General features: G+C 69.2%; 13 protein-coding genes. 10 read left to right on the top strand and 3 right to left on the bottom strand.

Annotated features, from left to right (window positions below; genetic code table 11):
- Positions 1-13: 13 nt before the first annotated feature.
- The 3 genes from BJ964_RS38885 (at position 14) to BJ964_RS38875 (ending at position 2,886) form a co-directional block, all read left to right on the top strand.
- On the top strand, positions 14-1,036 hold the full coding sequence (locus BJ964_RS38885) for a LacI family DNA-binding transcriptional regulator (protein WP_188125324.1): 1,023 nt from the start codon (positions 14-16) through the stop codon (positions 1,034-1,036).
- On the top strand, positions 1,036-1,962 hold the full coding sequence (locus BJ964_RS38880) for an acetylxylan esterase (protein ID WP_229806956.1): 927 nt from the start codon (positions 1,036-1,038) through the stop codon (positions 1,960-1,962). Before BJ964_RS38885 ends, BJ964_RS38880 begins: the two co-directional genes overlap by 1 nt.
- 72 nt (positions 1,963-2,034) lie before the next feature.
- The gene (locus BJ964_RS38875; protein ID WP_188125322.1) at positions 2,035-2,886 is read left to right on the top strand and encodes an FAD binding domain-containing protein; all 852 of its coding nucleotides are present in this window, start codon (positions 2,035-2,037) and stop codon (positions 2,884-2,886) included.
- Here the strand turns inward: BJ964_RS38875 and BJ964_RS38870 are convergent.
- Positions 2,856-3,482 (bottom strand): TetR/AcrR family transcriptional regulator, encoded by a 627-nt coding sequence (locus tag BJ964_RS38870; RefSeq protein ID WP_229806957.1) that lies wholly within the window; start codon positions 3,480-3,482, stop codon positions 2,856-2,858. The genes BJ964_RS38875 and BJ964_RS38870 overlap by 31 nt on opposite strands.
- A 364-nt stretch (positions 3,483-3,846) precedes the next feature.
- Here BJ964_RS38870 and BJ964_RS38865 point away from each other — a divergent pair, with 364 nt between their 5' ends.
- The 7 genes from BJ964_RS38865 (at position 3,847) to BJ964_RS38835 (ending at position 11,337) form a co-directional block, all read left to right on the top strand.
- Positions 3,847-5,010, top strand: coding sequence for an ISAs1 family transposase (locus BJ964_RS38865; RefSeq protein WP_239163898.1), 1,164 nt, complete (start codon positions 3,847-3,849; stop codon positions 5,008-5,010).
- Positions 5,011-5,046: 36 nt separating this feature from the next.
- Positions 5,047-6,219: an oxygenase MpaB family protein gene (locus BJ964_RS38860; protein ID WP_188125321.1), complete on the top strand. Its 1,173-nt coding sequence runs from the start codon at positions 5,047-5,049 to the stop codon at positions 6,217-6,219.
- 16 nt (positions 6,220-6,235) lie between these two features.
- Complete coding sequence (locus BJ964_RS38855) at positions 6,236-7,378, top strand: oxygenase MpaB family protein (protein ID WP_229807191.1); 1,143 nt, start codon at positions 6,236-6,238, stop codon at positions 7,376-7,378.
- Positions 7,375-9,636 (top strand): molybdopterin cofactor-binding domain-containing protein, encoded by a 2,262-nt coding sequence (locus tag BJ964_RS38850; RefSeq protein ID WP_188125319.1) that lies wholly within the window; start codon positions 7,375-7,377, stop codon positions 9,634-9,636. Before BJ964_RS38855 ends, BJ964_RS38850 begins: the two co-directional genes overlap by 4 nt.
- Before the next feature lie 14 nt (positions 9,637-9,650).
- Positions 9,651-10,130: a (2Fe-2S)-binding protein gene (locus BJ964_RS49355; protein ID WP_188125318.1), complete on the top strand. Its 480-nt coding sequence runs from the start codon at positions 9,651-9,653 to the stop codon at positions 10,128-10,130.
- Between the two features lie 25 nt (positions 10,131-10,155).
- Positions 10,156-10,458, top strand: a complete 303-nt coding sequence (locus BJ964_RS38840; protein ID WP_188125317.1) for a hypothetical protein — start codon at positions 10,156-10,158, stop codon at positions 10,456-10,458.
- Between the two features lie 219 nt (positions 10,459-10,677).
- Positions 10,678-11,337 carry a response regulator transcription factor gene (locus tag BJ964_RS38835; RefSeq protein WP_188125316.1) on the top strand — a complete coding sequence of 220 codons (660 nt, stop codon included), beginning with the start codon at positions 10,678-10,680 and terminating at the stop codon, positions 11,335-11,337.
- A gap of 44 nt (positions 11,338-11,381) precedes the next feature.
- Here BJ964_RS38835 and BJ964_RS38830 read toward each other — a convergent pair whose 3' ends face one another.
- Entirely contained in the window at positions 11,382-15,332 is a 3,951-nt protein-coding gene (locus BJ964_RS38830) for a tetratricopeptide repeat protein (protein ID WP_188125315.1), read from the bottom strand.
- Between the two features lie 435 nt (positions 15,333-15,767).
- Positions 15,768-19,415: a tetratricopeptide repeat protein gene (locus tag BJ964_RS38825; RefSeq protein WP_239163845.1), complete on the bottom strand. Its 3,648-nt coding sequence runs from the start codon at positions 19,413-19,415 to the stop codon at positions 15,768-15,770.
- Positions 19,416-19,439: the final 24 nt, after the last annotated feature.

Raw genomic sequence — 19,439 nt, 5'->3', positions numbered from 1 at the left:
GCGTGATGTTTCGATGACCGAGCCGGAGTCCGGGCCCGCCACCATCGCCGTCATCGCCGACGAGGTCGGCGTCTCCGCGGCGACCGTGTCCAAGGTGCTCAACGGCCGCGCCGACGTGGCCGCCCGGACCCGGGCCCGGGTCGAGGAGAGCCTGGAACGGCACGGTTACCGGCGGCGCAACCGCCGGCTCCCGGCCGTCACCGGGCACATCGACCTGGTCTTCCACGAGTTCGATTCGGCGTGGGCGATGGAGGTGATCCAGGGCGTCGAGGCGGTCACCGCCCCGGCCCGGGTCGAGCTGGTGGTCTCCCAGCTCGGCGGCAGGCACCGGCCGCCCCCGCACTGGGCCGACGACGTGCTCGGCCGCAGCCCGCTCGGCGTGCTGCTGGTGCTGTGCAGCCTCACCGACACCCAGCGCCGCCAGCTGGACCGGCAGCGGATCCCGTTCGTCGTGCTGGACACCGACAGCGCCACCGCCGCCAGCGTGCCCACGGTCGGCTCCAACAACTTCAACGGCGGCCTGCTCGCCACCCGGCACCTGGTGGAGCTCGGCCACCGGCGGATCGCCGTCATCTCCGGGCCCCAGGACGTGCTGTGCAGCCGGGCCCGGGTGGCCGGCTACCGGTCGGCGCTCGACGAGACCGGCCTGCCGGCCGACCCGGAGCTGGTGCGCTACGGCCTGTTCACCGGCCACACCGGCTACCAGCACGGTCTCGAACTGCTGGACCGCCCGGACCCACCGACCGCCATCTTCGCCGGCTCCGACATGCAGGCGATGGGCGTCATCCGGGCCGCCCGCAAGCTCGGGCTCCAGGTCCCGGCCGACCTGTCCGTGGTCGGCTACGACAACGTGCCGATGGCCGCGTGGGCGGCCACCGCGCTGACCACCGTCGACCAGCACGTGCAGACGATGGCCGGCACCGCCGCCCGGATGCTGCTCGACCTGGCCCAGGGCGCGCCCGTCCCGATGACCCGGATCGACCTGGTCACCGAGCTGGTGGTCCGGGAGAGCACCGCGGCGCCCCGGAGCTCATGATGTCCTCCATCGCCGAACCCGACGGCTTCGACGCCTTCTGGAAGGCCACCCTGGACACCGCCCGCGGCCCGGTCCTGCTCGAGGTGACGCCCGGCCCGGACGACCTGCCGCTGTTCGAATGTTTCGACGTGACTTTCGGTGGGTTCGGTGGTGACCCGATCCGGGCCTGGTACACGCGGCCGTCATCACATGGCGCGGACCTGCCGGCCGTCGTCGAGTTCGCCGGGTACGGCCGTGGCCGTGGCCTGCCGTTCGAACGGCTCACCTGGCCCGCCGCCGGCTACGCCCACCTGCTCATGGACGTGCGCGGGCAGGGCGACCAGTACGGCTGCGGCGGCGACACCCCCGACCCGCGCCCGTACTCCTCCGGCGGTCCCGGCCCGGTCACCCGCGGCATCCTCGACCCGTACGACTACTACTACCGCCGCCTCATCACCGACGCGGTCCGGGCCGTCGACGCCGTCCGCGCCCTGCCCGGCGTGGACCCGGCCCGCGTCGCGGTGGCCGGCAACAGCCAGGGCGGAGGGCTGGCGATCGCCGTCGCCGGCCTCGTCCCCGACCTGACCGCGGTGCTCGCCTCGGCCCCGTTCCTCTGCGACATCCGCCACGCCGTCGACCTCACCGGCGCCGAGCCGTACGGCGCGATCGCCACCTACCTGTCCGTGCACCGCGACGCCGCCGACACGGTGTGGCACACCCTGTCGCACTTCGACGGCGTCCACTTCGCGCACCGGGCCACCGCACCCGGCCACTTCGGCATCGGCCTGCGTGACACGGTCTGCCCGCCGGACACCGGTTTCGCGGCCGTCGACCGGTGGCAGCCGCCCCACGAGACGCGGGTGTACCCGTTCAACGGCCACGAGGGCGGCGAGGCGTACCACGTACGCGATCAGCTCCGCTGGCTCCGTGACCTGGTCACCCGATAGAAGGACGCCGCTCCCCATCCACCCCCGGGCCCCGCAAGACTGGCGGAGGCCCGAGCCGGTGGAGGAGATGGGATGAGACCTGCGGTCGTCGAATACGTCGCCGCGCGCACCCTGGAGGAGGTGCTGGCCGCGCTGGCCGACGGGGAGACCGCGGTCCTCGCCGGTGGCCAGAGCCTCATCCTGGAGCTGACCGCGCAGGATGCGGCGCCCCGCCGGGTGGTCGACATCAACGAGGTGGCCGGGCTGGACATGCTCACCGAGTCCGGCGGGTTCGTCCGGGTCGGGCCGCTGATCAGGCACCGTGAGTTCGAGTCGGACACGATCGGCGGGGCGATCGGCGACCTGATGCGCACCGTGGTGCGGCACCTCGGGCACCCGCCGATACGCGCCCGCGGCACGATGCTGGGGAGTCTGGCGAACGCGAATCCGGCGGCCGAGTGGCCCGCCCTGGCGGTGGCGGTCGGCGCGCAACTGGACCTGATCGGGCCGCGGGGCTGCCGGACCGTGGCGGCCGGCGAGTTCTTCACCGGGCCGTTCACGACCGTACGCCGTCCGGATGAACTGCTGCTGGAGGCCCGCCTGCCGGTGCTGGCGACGGGCACCGGCACCGGCTACGCGGAGGACCGCCGGGGGACCGTCTATCCGCAGGCGGCCGCCATGGCCGCGGTCACGGTGACCGGCGGCGTGGTCGGCGCGGCGTCGATCGGCCTGGTCAACGCCGGCCCGTGCCCGGTACGCGGGCGGGCCGCGGAACAGGCGCTGACCGGGACGGAGTTCTCGGACGCGGCCATCTCGGCCGCCGCGGAGGCGGCCGCCGAGGTCGACGCCACCACCGACCGGCGGGCCTTCCAGACGTTGACCCGCCGGGCGCTGACCCGGGCCCGGGACCGTCTTCAGGGTGCTTCGAGCATCGGGGCCAGGTAGCGGCGGGCCAGGTCGCGCAGCTGTTCGGTGTCGTCGAGGTCGACGACCCGGCTGGGGATGGCCAGGAACGAGGCGGACAGGCGGGTCCACATCTCGGCCACCAGGTTCACGTCGACCCGCTCGGAGATGTAACCGGCCTCCTGCTCGCGGCGTAGCTGCCCGGCGACGAACTTCTGGACCGTGGACAGGGTCTCGCCGCCGTCGCTGATCATCGACGGGACCAGCAGGTCGGGTTCGGCGGACATCAGGCCGCCGATCAGCGGATTGCTCCGGAACGCCTGCAACGAGCTGACGAAACCCACCACCACCCGGTCGGCGGCGGTCCGGGCCTCGGCGATGTCCAGCAGGAACTGGTCGAAGTAGCGCCGGAACTCGCGCCGGACCACATGCTCCACCAGCAGATCCTTGGTGGCGAAGCGGCGGTACGCGGTGATCCGGGAGACGCCGGCGCGGCGGGCGACGTCCTCCATGGTGGAGCGGCGGATGCCCATCCGGCAGAACTGGTCGTAGGCCGCGTCGAGCAGCCGGGCGGTGACCTCGTCGCCGGGGTCGGCCGGCTCGAAGGCGTCGGCCAGGGCGCGTCCCAGCATCGACATGGTCATCCTCCCCCGAAATGTATTTACACGATGCGTATCAGCGTATCAACGTCTCGCACATATCGATGAACGCAAAAATTCAAGCTTGTGAACGCGGAAGCCCTGTGCTCTCATGGCTGATACACCGAAGCAGTTCGTGTTTCACCGTATCAAGGCTGGAGTGAGGCATGGAACCACTCAGCAGGCGCAACATGTTGAGAGCCGGCGGCGCACTGGGCGCCCCAGGGCCCCGGCAAAGTCGTGACGGTGTCCGACTTGGGGGATCTGGAGTAGAAGCGCCGCTGTTGGGTGTAGCAAGACGGGCATGACCGGTTCGAAAGATCATCAAGGTTCCTACGCCACGATGATCTATCCGAAGTGAGTCATGCCCGCACTGCCATCATCGCTGATCTCCTCTTTGTCCTGCGCACCGGCTCTGACCGTGCCCGAAACCGCTGGCGGCCTGGTGGCAGTGCTCGATTGCCTGCCTGATCCGCGGGCACGTCGTGGGGTCCGGCACCGGTTGACGGCGGTAGTGATCGCAGCAGTCTGTGCCGTGATCGCCGGCTGCCGTTCCTATACGGCGATCGCCGAATGGGTCGCCGACGTTCCGGCCTCGACAGCTCTCGCCCTGGGTATCGCCCCTGACCGGCGCCCCTCTGAAGCGATGATCCGCCGATTGCTGCAGGCCCTCGATGCGCAGCTGCTGACCACGGCGATCGCTGTCTGGCTCGTAGGCCGGGCCGAGACCTCGACAAGCCGGCAGGCCATCGCGGTCGACGGCAAGACACTGCGCGGATCCCGCACCGGCGACAGCACCGCCCGGCACCTGCTGGCCGCCTGCGATCAGAACGCCGGCATGGTCCTGGCCAGCACCGATATCGACAGCAAGACCAATGAGATCACCCGATTCGCGCCTCTGCTGGACCAGATCGGCGACCTACGAGACGCCGTGATCACCGCCGACGCGATGCACTGCCAGCGCGAACACGTCGACTACCTCGCCGAACGGGGCGCCCATTGGATCCTGACCGTCAAAGGCAACCAACCGCACCTGCACAAACAGCTCTCCCGTCTGCCCTGGCGGCAAGTCCCGCAAGCTGCCCGCCAGGATGACCGCGGCCACGGCCGCCGGGAGATCCGCACCCTGAGGATCGTGACCGTCGCCGCAGGCATCGACTTCCCGCATGCCGTCCAAGCCCTGCAGATCCGCCGTCGTAGACGCCGCCTCGACCAGCCACGGCGCTTCACCACCCAAACCGTCTACGCCATCACCGACCTACACGTCCACCAGGCAAAACCTGCCCAACTGGCAGCCTGGATCCGCGGGCACTGGACCATCGAAAACAAGATCCACTGGGTTCGCGACGTCACCTACGCAGAAGACCGCAGCCAAATCCGTACCGGCACCGGACCACACGTCATGGCCGCCCTCCGCGACGCTGCCATCAGCGCATTACGGGCAGCCGGAACCACCAACATCGCCGCCGCCACCCGCCATCACGCCCGCGACAGCAACCGCCCGTTGACACTCCTCGGCCTCATTTAGGACTTTGCCGGGGCCCTGCTGGGCGCCCTCGGGGCGATGAGCATCGCCGCGCCGGCACAGGCACAGACACTGTGGACCTGGTCCCCCACCGGATCCGTGGCCGGCGCGGGCGCCGGGGCCGACCCGCGATGGGTGTGGGACGAAGAGGCCGACCCGCTGGTCGCATCCCTCATCGAGCGCGGCGACGTACCCCAGGTCAACGCCCTCCTGCGGACCTGGAAGAAGAACGGCCAGCCGCTGCCCGACGGGCTCCCGGCCGACCTGCGCGACTTCATGGAACGCGCCCGGCAGCTGCCGTCCTGGGCCGACCCGGCCAAACTCGACCTCGCCGTGAAATTCAACGAGAAACGCGGCCTCTACCTCGGCGTCCTCTACGGCCTCGCCAGCGGGATGATGAGCACCGTCATCCCCAAGGAAGCCCTGGCCGTCTACTACTCCCAGGGCGGCGCGGACATGAAGGACCGCATCTCCAAAACCGCCAAACTCGGGTACGACATCGGCGCCGTCAACGCCTACAAACCCGACGGCGAAATGATCGTGACCGCCGTCAAGACCCGGCTCGTCCACGCCGCCGTCCGCCACCTGCTGCCGCAGTCGCCGTACTGGACACCGGTCGCCGAGGAGGACATCCCGATCAGCCAGGCCGACATCATGGTCACCTGGCACAGCCTGCCCACCACGGTCATGCGGAAGCTGACCGACTGGAAGGTGCCGATCCCGGCCGCCGAGTCCGCGGCGTTCCTGCACTCGTGGCAGGTCGGCGCGCACATGCTCGGCGTCGAGGACGAGTACATCCCCAACTCCTGGGCCGAGGCGAACTCGCAGGCCGAACAGGTCCTCGACCCGATCCTGCGGCCCACCCCGGAGGGCATCAAGCTCGCCGACATCCTGCTGAACCTCGGCGCCCCGATCGACGCCGGCATCCTCAGCGCCCCGATCCTCGGCGCGTTCACCCGGTTCATGCTCGGCGACGAGATCGCCAACTGGCTGAAGATCCCCCGCGAACTGATCTGGGACCCGCTGCTCAAGACCGCGTGGGGACCCTTCATCGCCGTACGCGAAGGATTGTTGCCCTTCCCGTTGGCCCCGAAGGCCTACTGGCTGTTCGACGAGTTCCTGCGCAAGGCCGCACTGCTGTTCCTGTCCGAGGCCAAGCCGATCAGCATCGAGATCCCGCTCACCAACCGCCCGGCGACGTCTCATGGCTGACCTGAGCAGACGCGACATGCTGAGGGCCGGCGCGGCAGCCGCGGCGATCTTCGCGGTTCCCTCGAGAGCGCAGGCAGCGGCGGCGTTGCCGTGGAGCAGCCAGTGGGACGCCGAAGCCGACCCGGTCTCGGCCGAGCTGCTCGACAGCGGCGCGGTTCCCGAGGTCAACCGGCTGTTGTGGAACTGGACCCGCAACGACCAGCCGCTGCCCGACGGACTGCCCGGATACCTGGTCGAGTTCATCGAGAAGGCGCGGCAGCTGCCGTCCTGGGCGGACCGCGCCAAACTCGAGACGGCGGCCACCTTCAACAAGTCCCGCGGTCTCTATCTCAACCTGCTCAACGGTGTCGGCGGCGGCATGCTGAGCACGGCCATCCCCAAAGAGGCGTGGTCGGTCTACTACTCCAAAGGCGGCGCCGACATGGAGGACCGGGTCGCCAAGACCAGCCTCCTCGGCTTCTCGGTCGGCTCGCTCAACGCGTACCGGCCGGACGGCGACTGCATCGTCCAGGCGGTCAAGACGCGACTGGTCCACGCAGCGGTGCGGCACCTGCTGCAACAGTCGCCGCACTGGAAGTGGAGCGTCCCGATCAGCCAGGAGGACATCCTGGTCACCTGGCACACGCTCCCCACGTACGCGATGCGCAAGCTGCGGGAATGGCAGGTCCCGATCAGCGCCGCCGACTCCCAGGCCTACCTGCACGTCTGGCAGGTCACCGCGCACATGCTCGGGGTGCGCGACGAATACATCCCGGCCACCTGGGCGGCCGCCAACGCCCAGTCCGACCAGGTGCTCCCGCCCAACATGGGACCCACCCGGGAGGGCGTCGAGCTCACCGACATCCTGCTCAGCCAGCTCGCCGAGCAGACCAGCCCGGCCAGCATCAGCCGGCCGCTGGTCAACGCCCTGGCCCGGTACCTGGTCGGCGACCAGGTGTCCGACTGGGACCAGATCGAACGCGAGCCGATCTGGGGGCCGCTGGTCGCGAACGCGTGGCCGCTGCTGGTCAAGTTCCGGGAGAAGCTCATCCCGCTGCCCCTGGTGCCCGAGGTCGCCTGGGTGCTGGACGAGGCCGCCCGGCAGTACATCCTGCTGTTCCTGACCAAGGCCCAGCAGACCAAGATCGAGATTCCGACGATCAACCGGCCCGAAGGATGACGACATCCCGGCGACGGTTCCTGGGATATGTGCTGGCGGCCCCCGTCCTGGTGGCCGCCGCCTCCCCGGCTTCACTCGGGGAGGCGGCGGCAGCTTCACTCGGGGAGGCGCAGGCCGCTGAACTGCTCGACCTCAACGACATCATGACGGCCGCCGCCCTGCCCACCTCCGGGCTGATCGCGGTGGAGATCAACGCCGACGGTACGGTGTCGTTCGCCCTGCCCAGAGCCGAGGTGGGGCAGGGCATCACCACCTCCACGGCCATGCTCATCGCGGAGGAACTGGCCGTACCCCTGCACCGGGTGAAGATCACCCTGGCCGACGCCCGCCCGGAACTGCTGTTCAACCAGATGACCGGCGGCTCGAACACGACGATCGCCACGTACACCCCGATCCGGGTGGCCGCGGCGGTCGCCCGTCAGCGCCTGCTCGCCGCCGCGGCCGACGAGTTCGGCTCCAGCGACCTGCGGCTCGCCGACGGCGTCATCAGCACCCGCGACGGGCGCCGGATCGGCATCGGTGAACTGGCCACCAAGGCGGCCAGCCCGCGCACCCTCGCCGTACCGGTGGAACTCACCGCGAAGGACGACTTCACCGTCATCGGCCGCCCGCACGGCCGCATCGACGCCCGCGACGCCGTCACCGGCCGCAAGAAGTTCGCCATGGACGTGACCGTGCCCGGCGCCAAACCCGCCATGGTGTGCCGGCCACCGACCATCAACGGCAAACCCGGCACGGTCGCCAACCTCGACGAGGTACGCGCCATGCCGGGCGTCACCGACGTGGTCACCATCTCCACCGGCGTCGCCGTCCGCGCCGACACGTTCGGCCAGTGCATCGACGCGGTCCGCGCACTGCGCGTCACCTGGAAGCCGGGCACCGTCGAGGGACAGTCCGACACCACCGTCGCACGCGAGCTGGCATCGGCCGAACTACCCCTCGGCCCGCGACCGATCACCCCGTACGTGGAAGGCCGGTTCACCTTCCACTTCCGCAGCAACAGCGCCCTGGAACCCAACTGCGCGATCGCCGACGTCCGCGGCGGCCGCGCCGAGATCTGGTCGGCCCTCAAATCCCCGATCGTCGCCAAACAGAGCATCGCGGCCCGCCTCGGGCTGCCGGTCAGCGCCGTCACCGTGCACGTCACCGAGGGCGGCGGCTCGTTCGGCCGCAAACTGTTCTTCGACGCCGCCCTGGAAGCCGCCGAGCTGTCCCAGAAACTCGGCAAGGCCGTCAAACTCATGTGGCACCGCGCCGACGACTCCCGGCAGGGCCGCACCCACCCGATGGCCACCTCCCGGGTCCGCATCGCCTACGCCGGAAACCTGGTTCTCGGCTTCGAACAGCGGCACACCAGCGTCACCACCGACCTCGGCCACGGCCTCGGAGAGCTGTTCACCGCCATGGCCGCCAAACTGCCGATCGGCGACAAGGCGTTCGCCCAGACGTTCTTCCAGTTCAGCCACACCTCGCCGTACGACTTCGGACTGCACAGCCGGCTGCTCAGCGAGACCGGCAAAGGCTTCAACACCGGCAGCATGCGCAACGTCTACTCACCCGACACCACCTGCGCCCGCGAACTCGTCGTCGACCAGGTCGCCGCCCGGATGGGCCGCGACCCGTACCGGTTCCGGCACGACCTGCTGCGCGGCGACCGCTCCCGGGCCGTCCTGCGGGCGGTGGCGGAAACCGGGGGATGGGGGCGGACCCTGCCGGCCGGAGTGGCCCAGGGCATCGCCTTCCACTCCGAGTACAAGGGCGTCAGCGCCTGCCTCGTCGAGATCGACTGCCGGCCCGAGACGGTGAACCGGCCGATCCGCGACGGCGTGGCCGGACCCCGGGTGACCCGGGCCGTTTTCGCCGTCGACGTGGGTCTCGCCGTGAATCCACTCGGCCTGGAGGCACAGATGATGGGTTGTGTGATGGACGGCATCGCGCTGGCTCTCACCTCCAGCCTGCACCTGCGCGACGGCTACTTCCTCGAGGCCAGCTGGGACAACTACTTCTACACCCGGCAGTGGAACACCCCGCCCGACCTGCGGATCATCATCATGCCCAGCGACTCCGACCAGCCCGGCGGCGCCGGCGAACTGGGCGTGTCGGCGGCCATGGCGGCGGTCGCCTGCGCCTACGGACGGGCCACCGGCACCATGCCGACCACCTTCCCGATCAACCACGGCACCCTGTCGTTCGTGCCGAAACCGACCGTCCCACCGATTCCCGCCTCCCCGGTCGACGGACTCGACCACGTCCGATGAAACAGGGGGTATGAGTGCCTGAGCACACCTTCCGGGTCAACGGTGCGCAGGTCACCGTCGATGTCGACAGCGACGTGCGCCTGCTGTGGGTGCTGCGCGACATCCTCGGCGTCACCGGCCCGAAGTACGGCTGCGGCATCAACGTCTGCAAGGCCTGCACCAGCCACCTCAACGGGCGCGCGTTCAACCCGTGCGCCGTACCGGTCCGCGACCTGGGCCCCGGCGACGAGGTGACCACCATCGAAGGCCTGGCCGCCACCGCCGGAGCCGACCTGCACCCGATGCAGCAGGCCTGGCTCGACCACGACGTGGTGCAGTGCGGCTACTGCCAGCCCGGCCAGATCATGGCGGCCGTCGACCTGGTGCGCCGGGTCGCCGCCGAAGGCCGGGAGATCACCGACGCCGACCTGGACGGCATCCGCAACATCTGCCGGTGCGGCACCTACGCGCGCATCCGGGAGGCGATCAGGGCGGCCGCCGCCTCCGGCGGTTAGGATCGCGCGGACCGAAAGGTGACAGATGACGAACACGATCACGCCGCTGCGCTGGTACGCCGTACTCGCCGTGGTGTTCTTCGGGATCCTCCCGGCAACAATGGTGACCACGCTGGTGGCCCGGGGCACCACACCCGGCGAGGGCTGGCTGCTGGTCATCGGCGGGATCCCGCTGGTGATCTGCGCCGTCATCCTGCTCTTCCGCGCCTGGGGCACCACCGACGACCCGGAACTCGCCGACCGCCTCTACCGGCGGTGCATGGCGTTCGTCGCCGGCGCCGACGTGCTCATGCTCGGCGGCAACGCGCTCCTCAGAATGACTTCTTAGGGGTACGGACGCCGCAGTCGCCAACCGCAACCACGGCCGTTCCCGCAGCTCAGCCCGGCTTACTGCCGGGTCCGGCCAGTGCCGCACCCACCGGGCTGAGCTGCCGGGTCACCGACAAAAACGGCACCTGGTTGTCAAGGGCCAATATCCTCCGAGTGGCCGCCGGAAACATCCAGCGGCTACCGTGCGGCGTTCGAACGACGGAAGGCCGGGGGACCGATGCGGATCTTGCTGGTGGAGGACGACCGCCGGGTGGGCGCGGTGATGACCACGATGCTGCAACGGCGCGGCTACGCGGTGGAACACGCCGCCACCGCCACCGCGGCGCTCGAGGCCGCCCCGTGTGACCTCGTGCTCCTGGACCTCAACCTGCCCGACGGCGACGGCATCGACGTGTGCCGGGTGCTGCGCGCCCGCAACGAGAACCTCGGCATCATCGCCGTCACCGCCCGCGGTGAGGAACGCGACCGGGTGACCGGCCTGCGAGTCGGCGCCGACGACTACGTGGTCAAGCCGTTCTCGATGGCCGAACTACAGGCCCGCATCGAGGCCCTGCTGCGGCGAACCATGCGGTCGGCCCCCGCGCCGGCCCAGGTGGTCGAGGTCGGCCCGCTGTGTATCGACCCAGGCGCCCGCAGCGTCACCGTTGACGGCGAGCCGGTCAACCTCACCCGCAAGGAATTCGACATCCTGGCGTCTCTGGCCCGCCAGCCCGGGGTGGCCCTCACCCGCGAGCGCATCATGCTCGACGTCTGGCAGACCACCTGGTCCGGCAAACACACCCTGGAGGTCCACGTCGCCTCCCTGCGCAACAAACTGGGCGACCCCGACCTGGTCCAGACCGTCCGAGGAGTCGGCTACCGCCTCCGCTCCACCTGATGAGCCACCGCCCGGGAACCCCCGGATCGACGTCGGGTGGTGGGTTACCCGCCATCAGGTCTGGATTCGACCCCTCGCAGCAGTTCCTGGATCTGCTCCGCGAGACGTCGATTCACGACCTTGCGTGCCGCGGCGAGACTCTTCTCCAGCACCTGCCGCGCGGCGTCCGGCTCTCCGGAGGCGATCAGGAGTTGACCAAGGATGCCACCAGTGACAGCGAGACCATCGGGTCGGTCCAGGTGATCGAAGATCTGGAATGCTGCTACCAGGTTGGACGCTGCGGCTGAAAAGTCGTTCTGGTCCAGCTGGATCTCCGCGATACGCCACCTGATGTTCGCGATGCCGTCCAGGTCGCCGAGTTGCTCAAGCGCGGGCAGCGCCTTCTCCTGATTGATACGTTGAGCTTCTTCGTAATTGCCGTTCTCGTGATGGATGGATGCGATATTGCTCCAGGCGACCGCAATGGAGCGTGTGTCGCCGAGCTGCTCGAAAGCCGGCAGCGCCTTCTCCTGATTGATTCGCTGGGCTTCGCCGTAGTCGCCGTTTTGGTAGTGGATTGACGCGATATTTCCCCAGGTGATCGCAAGGGAGCGTGTGTCGCCAACCTTCTCGAAAGCTGGCAGCGCCTTCTCCTGATGGATTCGGAGGGCCGCATCGATATCGCCCTGCCGATGTAGGATAACGGCGATCTTGCCCCAGGCGATGGCGATTTCGCGCGTATCGCCGAGGCGTTCGTAGACCGGTAGTTGCTTCTCGCGATAGATTCTGAGAGCTTCGTCGTATTCGCTGCGCCGGTGCATGATGTCGGCGATTTTTCCCCAGACGATGGCGATTTCGCGCGTATCGCCGAGGCGTTCGTAGACCGGTAGTTGTCTTTCGTAGCGAATGCGGAGTGAATCATCGTATTGGCTGCGCTGGTACATGATGTCGGCGATTTTTCCCCAGGTGAACGCGATGGACCGGGTGTTGCCGAGGCGTTCGTACACCGGAAGTTCGACTTCGTGGCGGATGCGGAGCGCTTCGTCGAGTTCGCCTCGCTGGTACATGATGTCGGCGATGTCACCCCAGGTGAACGCGATGGCCCGGGTGTCGCCGAGGCGTTCGTACACCGGAAGTTCGACTTCGTGGCGAATGCGGAGCGCTTCGTCGAATTCGCCGCGCCAGTACAGCAGACTGGCAATGTCGCCCCAGGCGAACGCCGCCTCACGTTCGGATCCTTCAGCGGTGAATATGTCCCGGGCCTGGTGCAGCAGCATTTCGGCCTGCTCCGGCTCACCCCGGTCCTTGAGAAGACGGGCGTGTTCGGCGATGGCCCGGGCGTGTTCCAGCGGATCGGCCGCAACGCCCCCCGCAGTGGCCTGCTCGACCGCCCGGCCGGACAGCGTGGCCGCTATGTCGCCGTCGCCGCTGATGAGTGCCGCCTCAGCGACACGCCGCAGCAGCAGGACCCGCGCGGGAATGGCGTGCCGGTCGAGAATGGCGAGGGCTTGCTGGCCGAGTCTGAGCGCCACCTGTGCCGGCCCGGCGAGCAACCCCTGTACGGCGTCCGGAGCGCACAGCGCGACCACTGCCGGATCATCCGCCTGGACCGCCAGCATGGTCAGTTGCAGATCCAGACCGCGACTCCACTCCGATTGCTGTCCGGGGCCGCCCCACGCGGCCAGCAGCGGCTGCACCATCAGAGCCGCCAGTTCGGTCTGCTCGACGGCTGTCAGTGGGGTGAGCCGGCCGGCGGCGAGTGCGTTGACCGCCACGGCGGTGGTCGCCTGGTCTCGGGCGTCGGGGAAGGTATCGGCCAGCCCGAGTCCGCACAGCCGTTGAACCGATCCGCCGGTGCGTGTTTCGAGAAGGCCGATGACCGTGGTGGGAATCGGCAGGTCGAACAGGGTCAGCGCGCGAAGCAGGGCGATGTGGGCCGGTCCGGCCTGTTCGATCAGGGCGTCGATCGCAAGGTTCTCCACGAACGCCCGCACCTCGCTGGAGGCGGGCAGATCACCCTGGCTCAGGTAGGTCTCCATGTCGGAGACCGCCTGTTCGGCCCGTGCGGGCGCGACCTGCGAACTGTAGACCAGCCGCAACGCGACCAGATCCTGCAGGCCGGGGTTGCCTCGGCTGACCGCCACCGCCCGGGCGGCCAAATCCGCCCGTGCCTCCCGCAGGTCCTCCGGCGACACCGCCCGCTGGCGTACCGCGAGCTTGAGCTGAGCCACGTCCGACAACGGTGTCAACTGCACCGATGCCAACCGGTCCTCCAGGCCGTCGAGGGCGAAGACGAAACGGCTGGTCAGCACCAACCTACTGTCACCCAGGGAAGGATCGAACGCCTGCAGCGCGGCCGCCAGCACCGGCGCATAACCCGTCGCCAGCCGATGCGGGCCGTCCGCCTGGGCTACAAGGATCTGCTCCAGATCGTCGATGATCAGCAACAGCGGCCGCTGCCGGTGCTCGCCGGCCTGTGTCAACGGGCCGGCCAGCAGGTCTATCAGAACCCAGCGCAGCACTTCCGGATGGTCGCGTACCTCGGCCCGCCGGGACTCGATCAGCGTCCGGGCGGCCGGGTTGTCCTGCACCGCCGCCGCGACCGCCTCCAGCACCCCCATCGCGGTGTAGTCACCGAACACCACCGCCACCGCCCGGTCAGGGAACCGGTCCGCCAGCCGGGCGGCCAGACTCGACTTGCCCAGCCGGCCCTGCCCGTGCAAGAGCACCCCGGCCCGCTCGCCGCCGCGCAGCGCTCGCAGGGCCGTGCGCATCTCGCGGCGGCGGCCGACGAACATGTCCGCCGTCGCCACCGGCACATGCTGTTGTTTGAGGTCCAGGAACGTCTTCGTGGCCTGGACCGCGGAGACCTGCCGACGGGCGGTACCGGCGACCACCCGGCCGCCGCCGGTCGGGCCCAGCCATATCCGGGCAAGGTGCCAATCCGCCCGCAACTGCGGATCCTTGCAGGCCAGAAGCTTGCGCCGGGCGTCGCCCACCGCCGCTGCCAACTCCTGCCGTAACCCCAGCCGCTGGTAGAGGTGCTGGGCGAACAGGGTCGCCGCGCCGTCGGTGACCGACCCGTCCCAACCCACCACCGCCGGCACCCCGGCGCTCACGAGTTCGGTGGAGAGCGAGTGCGCCACCGGAACCATCACACCGTTGCCGTTGCCGTTGCCGGGCGAGTCGGAGGCGCGATGGGCCGGGCCGGGCGGCAGGTGCCCGGACGCGTCCGCCGCCGTCGCCGTCAGGCACGCCGACACGAACATCAACCGCGGCATCACCGACAACCGGCCAACCAGTTCCGCCGCCGTCACCGGACGGGGCTCACCGACCTCGTCCTCCATCATCAGCACCGGCACCCGGGTCCCGTTCGACGGCCAGTTGTTCACGCCGTGGCAGGACAGGTGCAGGACCGGGAGGCCGTCGAGGTCGGCCCACCGCAGACTCAACTGGTCGGGATCGCCGGTGTCCTCCACGACCAGGTCCACCCGGCTGTCGCCGACCGCCGTCAGGATCGCCGACTCCTCGGCCTCGAAATCCAGTTCCTGCTGTCCGGCCGGGGCTGAGGCCATGAACATCAACCCCAACCGGAACCCGTCGAGCGGAGACGCCTGGGACGGCTTCCCCAAGCGGCGGACCACCTCGAAGCGGCGCAGGCCGTCAGCGGCCAGGAACCCGACCTCGTCGGCGAGCACCTCCCACGGCGCCCGCAGCGCCGCCCACCCGGCCGGGGACGGCGGGCCCGGGGTCTGCACCTCGAACACCAGCGGCGCCGTGGCCCGCTGCAACAGCCCGCTCCACCCACCCTGGCCACCGTCGATCCAGGCGAACAACTCCCGGCCGAGACCGAGGAACACCGGATCCTCGGCGCGGGTCTGCACCGCGTGCACATAGCGGACCGCCACGTCCTGCAGCAGCCTGACATCGGCGTCCGCCAGCGGCCGGCGGGCCACCCGCTCCCCGCCGACGAGCACCTCGAACTCGGCAGCGTCCAGAATCAGACCGGTGAACACGCGCAGACCTCCTGCCCCGGCGCCGGCAGTGGCCGCCCTCACCACTACCTGGCGGACAGCGGATGCCGCGTGACCATCCGCTGACCACGACGCGGTGCCGACGGGTCAGGGCGTCGGCCACCGTTTGCACCGGGTGAGGAGCAGATCGGGGGAGCGCCCCTGCAAAGGCGGCTGGTGGTCACCGACCTCCTGCTGCTCTGCACGGTGCTGCTCGCCCTGGCCATCCCGCTCACCGTGACGGTCGGCGACATTCAAAAGGTTCAGTCGAGCAGTGGCCCGCCCAGGTCCTCCACCCGTTCGGCGGTGGCCGCCCGGCGTACCCATAGTTCGAGCTGGTCGAGGTCGGTGCAGGCGGTGATCGTCGTCCGGGCTTTGTCGGGGTGCAGCCTTCGAGCCGCGGACGAGGCTCCGGGGGCATCAGCATGCAGAGTTGCCCTACCCCTCCTCGGGGTTCTGATCGAGTTCCCGCAGCAACTTCCCCAAATGCTGCTCCATCCCTGTAGCTGCGATCTTGCGGGCTGCGGCGCGACTTGTCTCCAATACATGCCGTGCAGCGTCTGATTTGCCATATTTGATCAGGATTTGACCGAGGGTGCTGCCGACAACCGCGAGACCGTCGGGTCGTTGCAGGTGTTCGAGGATCTGGAATGCTTTGACTACATTAGGTACCGCGGCTTCGAATTCCTCGCGGTCCAGTTGGATCTCCGCGATACCCCAGGTGGCATTCGCGATGCCGTCCAAGTCGCTCAACTGCTCGAAAGTCGGCAGTACCTCCTCTTGGCGGATGCGGAGTGCTTCGTCGTAGTCGCCGCGTTGGTAGAGGATGTCGGCGATCCGTCCCCAGGCGATGGCGGTTTCGCGGGTGTCGCCGATGCGTTGGTAGACGGGTAGTTGGAGTTCGTGGTGGATGCGGAGTGCTTCGTCGTAGTCGCCGCGTTCGAAGAGGATGTCGGCGATTTTTCCCCAGGTGACGGCGGTGGAGCGGGTGTCGCCGAGGCGTTGGTAGACGGGTAGTTGGAGTTCGTGGCGGATGCGGAGTGCTTCGTCGTAGTCGCCATGTTGGTAACGGATGTCGGCGATCTGTCCCCAGGTGACGGCGGTGGAGTGGGTGTCGCCGAGGCGTTGGTAGACGGGTAGTTCGCGTTCGTGGCGGATGCGGAGTGCTTCGTCGTAGTCGCCGCGTCGGTAGAGGATGTCGGCGATTTTTCCCCAGGCGATGGCGGTGGAGCGGGTGTCGCCGAGGCGTTGGTAGACGGGTAGTTGGTGCTCGTGGTGGATGCGGAGTGCTTCGTGGTAGTCGCCGCGTCGGTAGAGGATGTCGGCGATGTCGCCCCAGGCGACGGCGGTTTCGCGATCTGAACGGGCGGTGGTGAACATGTCCCGGGCCTGATAGAGCAACTGCTTGGCCCGATCCAGTTCACCACGGGTTATCAGCAGGCGGGCGTATCCGGCGATGACCCGAGCATGTTCCAGCGGGTCAGCTTTGGCACCTTCCGCGATGGCTTGCTTGACCGCCCGGTCAAAGAGTGAAGTGGCAGCGTCGCCATCGCCGTTGACCTGCGCGGCGTTGGCGACCTGCCGTAGCAGTAGGGCTGGTACCGGGCTGTCGTGCCGGTCGAGTATCGAGATGGCCGCCTGCCCGAGCGCCAGAGCCTGCGCGGCGGGCCCGGAAAGCAAGGTTCGCACCGCGTACGCCGCGCATAGGGTGATCACCGTGGGATCGTCAGCCAGGATCGCCAATCGGGTCAGTTGCAGGTCCAGGGCTGGATCCCGGGGAGACTCCTCGTCGGGGGCGCCCCACGCCGCAGCCAGAGCCTGAATTGCCGCCGTCGCCAGTTCTACCTGTTCCGGCTCGGTCAGTGGGGTGAGCCGGCCGGCGGCTAGAGCATTGACCGCGACGGCGGTGGCCGCTTCGCTGTATGGGTCGGGAAAGGTGTCGGCCAGCCCCAGCCCGCACAGTCGCTGGACCGTTCCGCCGGTCCGGTTTTCGAGCAGGTCCGTGACCGGAGCCGGCATGGGCAGGTCGAACAGGATCAGCGCTCGCAGGAGAGCGATGTGGTCGGGTCCGGCCTGGTCGATCAGGGCATCCAGGGCGAGGTTCTCCACGAACGCCCGGACCTCGCCGTCGGTGGGCAGATCTCCCTGGTCCAGGTAGGTTTCCATGTCAGTGACGGCCTGTTCGGCACGGGCGGGTGTGACCTCCGGGCTGTAGACCAGCCGCAACCCGACCAGATCCTGGAGACCGGGGTTGCCCCGGCTGAGAGTCATCGCCCGCGCCGCCAGTCCGGCCCTCGTCTCCCGCAACTCCTCGGGCGACGCCGCCCGCTGCCGAACCGCAAGCTTGCGCTGCGCCACCTCCGACAACGGAGCCAACTGCACTGGCGCCAACCGGTCCTCCAGCCCGTCCAACGTGAACACGAACCGGCTGGTGACCACCAGCCGGCTGTCACTCCGGTCCGGATCGAACGCCTGCAAGACGGCCGCCAGCACCGGCGCGAACCCCGCGGCCACACGATGCGGACCATCCGGTCGCGGTTCGAGGGCCTGCTCCAAATCATCGATGATCAGCAGCAGTGGTCGCTGATGATCTTCGCCGTTCTGCGTGCATGGACCGGCCAGTAGATCGACCAGGATCCACCGCAATGCCTCCGGCCGATCCCGCACCTCGGCTCGCCGGGCCTCGATCATGGCTCGCGCGGCCGGGTTGTCCTGCACCGCGGTCGTGATCGCGTCCAGCACGCCGAGCGCGGTGTAGTCGCCGAACAGCACCGCGACCGCCCGATCAGGGAACCGGTCCGCCAGGCGGGCCGCCAGGCTCGACTTGCCCAAGCGCCCCTGCCCGTGCAGCAGCACCCCGGCCAGCTCACCACCGCGCAGCACGCGCAACGCCTGCCGCATCTCCCTCCGCCGGCCGACGAACATGTCCGCCGAGGCCACCGGAACATGCTGGCGCTTCAGGTCGAGGAACGTCTTCGTCCCGTGTACGGCGGACACCTTCTGCCGTTTCGTGGCTCCGGCGACGACCGGTCCGCCGCCGGCCGGGCCGAGCCAGATCCGGGCCAGATGCCAGTCCGCCCGCAATGGTGGCTGGTCACAGGCCAACAGCTTGCGACGGGCGTCACCGACCGCCAGTGCCAGATCCTGCCGTGACCCCAACTGCTGGTAGAGATGGTGGGCGAACAGGGTCGCGGCACCGTCGGTGACCGACCCGTCCCAGCCCACCACCGCCGGGATCCCGGCGGTCACCAGCTCGGTGGACAGGGAATGCGCCACCGGCACCACCACATCGGCACCCGCCTCGGTGTCCGTGTAGCGGTGGTCCGGGCCGGGCGCGAGATACCCGGCCGCATCTGCCGGGGTAGCGGTCAAACACGCCGACACGAACATCAACCGCGGCATCACCGACAACCGCTTGACCAGCTCAGCCGCTGTGACGGGCCGACCGTCGCCGACCTCGTTCTCCATCATGAGCACCGGCACCCGGTGCCCACCCGCGGGCGCGGGCCAGTTGTTCACCCCGTGGCAGGACAGATGCAGCACCGGGAGTCCGTCGAGGTTGGCCCACCGCAACCGCAGCTGGTCGGGATCCCCAGTGTCCTCCACGACCAGGTCCACTCCGGCGTCGGCGACCGCCGTCAGGATGGCCGATTCCTCGGCCTCGAAGTCCAGCTCGTGCTGCCCGGCCGGGGCCGAGGCCATGAACATCAGCCCCAGCCGGAACCTGTCGAGTGGTGGAGCAGCCGATGGCCTACCCAGCCGGCGAACCACCTCGAACCGGCGGAGCGCATCCGCGGCCAGAAACCCACCCTGGTCGGCCAGCACCTCCCACGGCGCCCGCAACACCGCCCAGCCGGCTGCGGACGGCGCCCGCGGTCCTTGAATCTCGAACATCAACGGTGTCGCCGCCCGATCCAGGAGCAAGGTCAACTGCCTCAGGTCACCGTCGAGCCACGCGAACAGCTCCCGGCCCAAACCGACGAACACGGCGTCATCGGCCTGCGCGTGGATCGCATCCACATAGCGGCCTGTCACATCCCGCAGCAGTTCGACGTCAGAGGCCTCCAGAGGCCGGGGAGAACCCACCCGCTCCCCGGCGACCAGCACCTC

It is taken from the genome of Actinoplanes lobatus (assembly GCF_014205215.1).
GTDB classification, from domain to species: domain Bacteria; phylum Actinomycetota; class Actinomycetes; order Mycobacteriales; family Micromonosporaceae; genus Actinoplanes; species Actinoplanes lobatus.
This window is presented reverse-complemented; position numbering and strand designations above follow the sequence as displayed.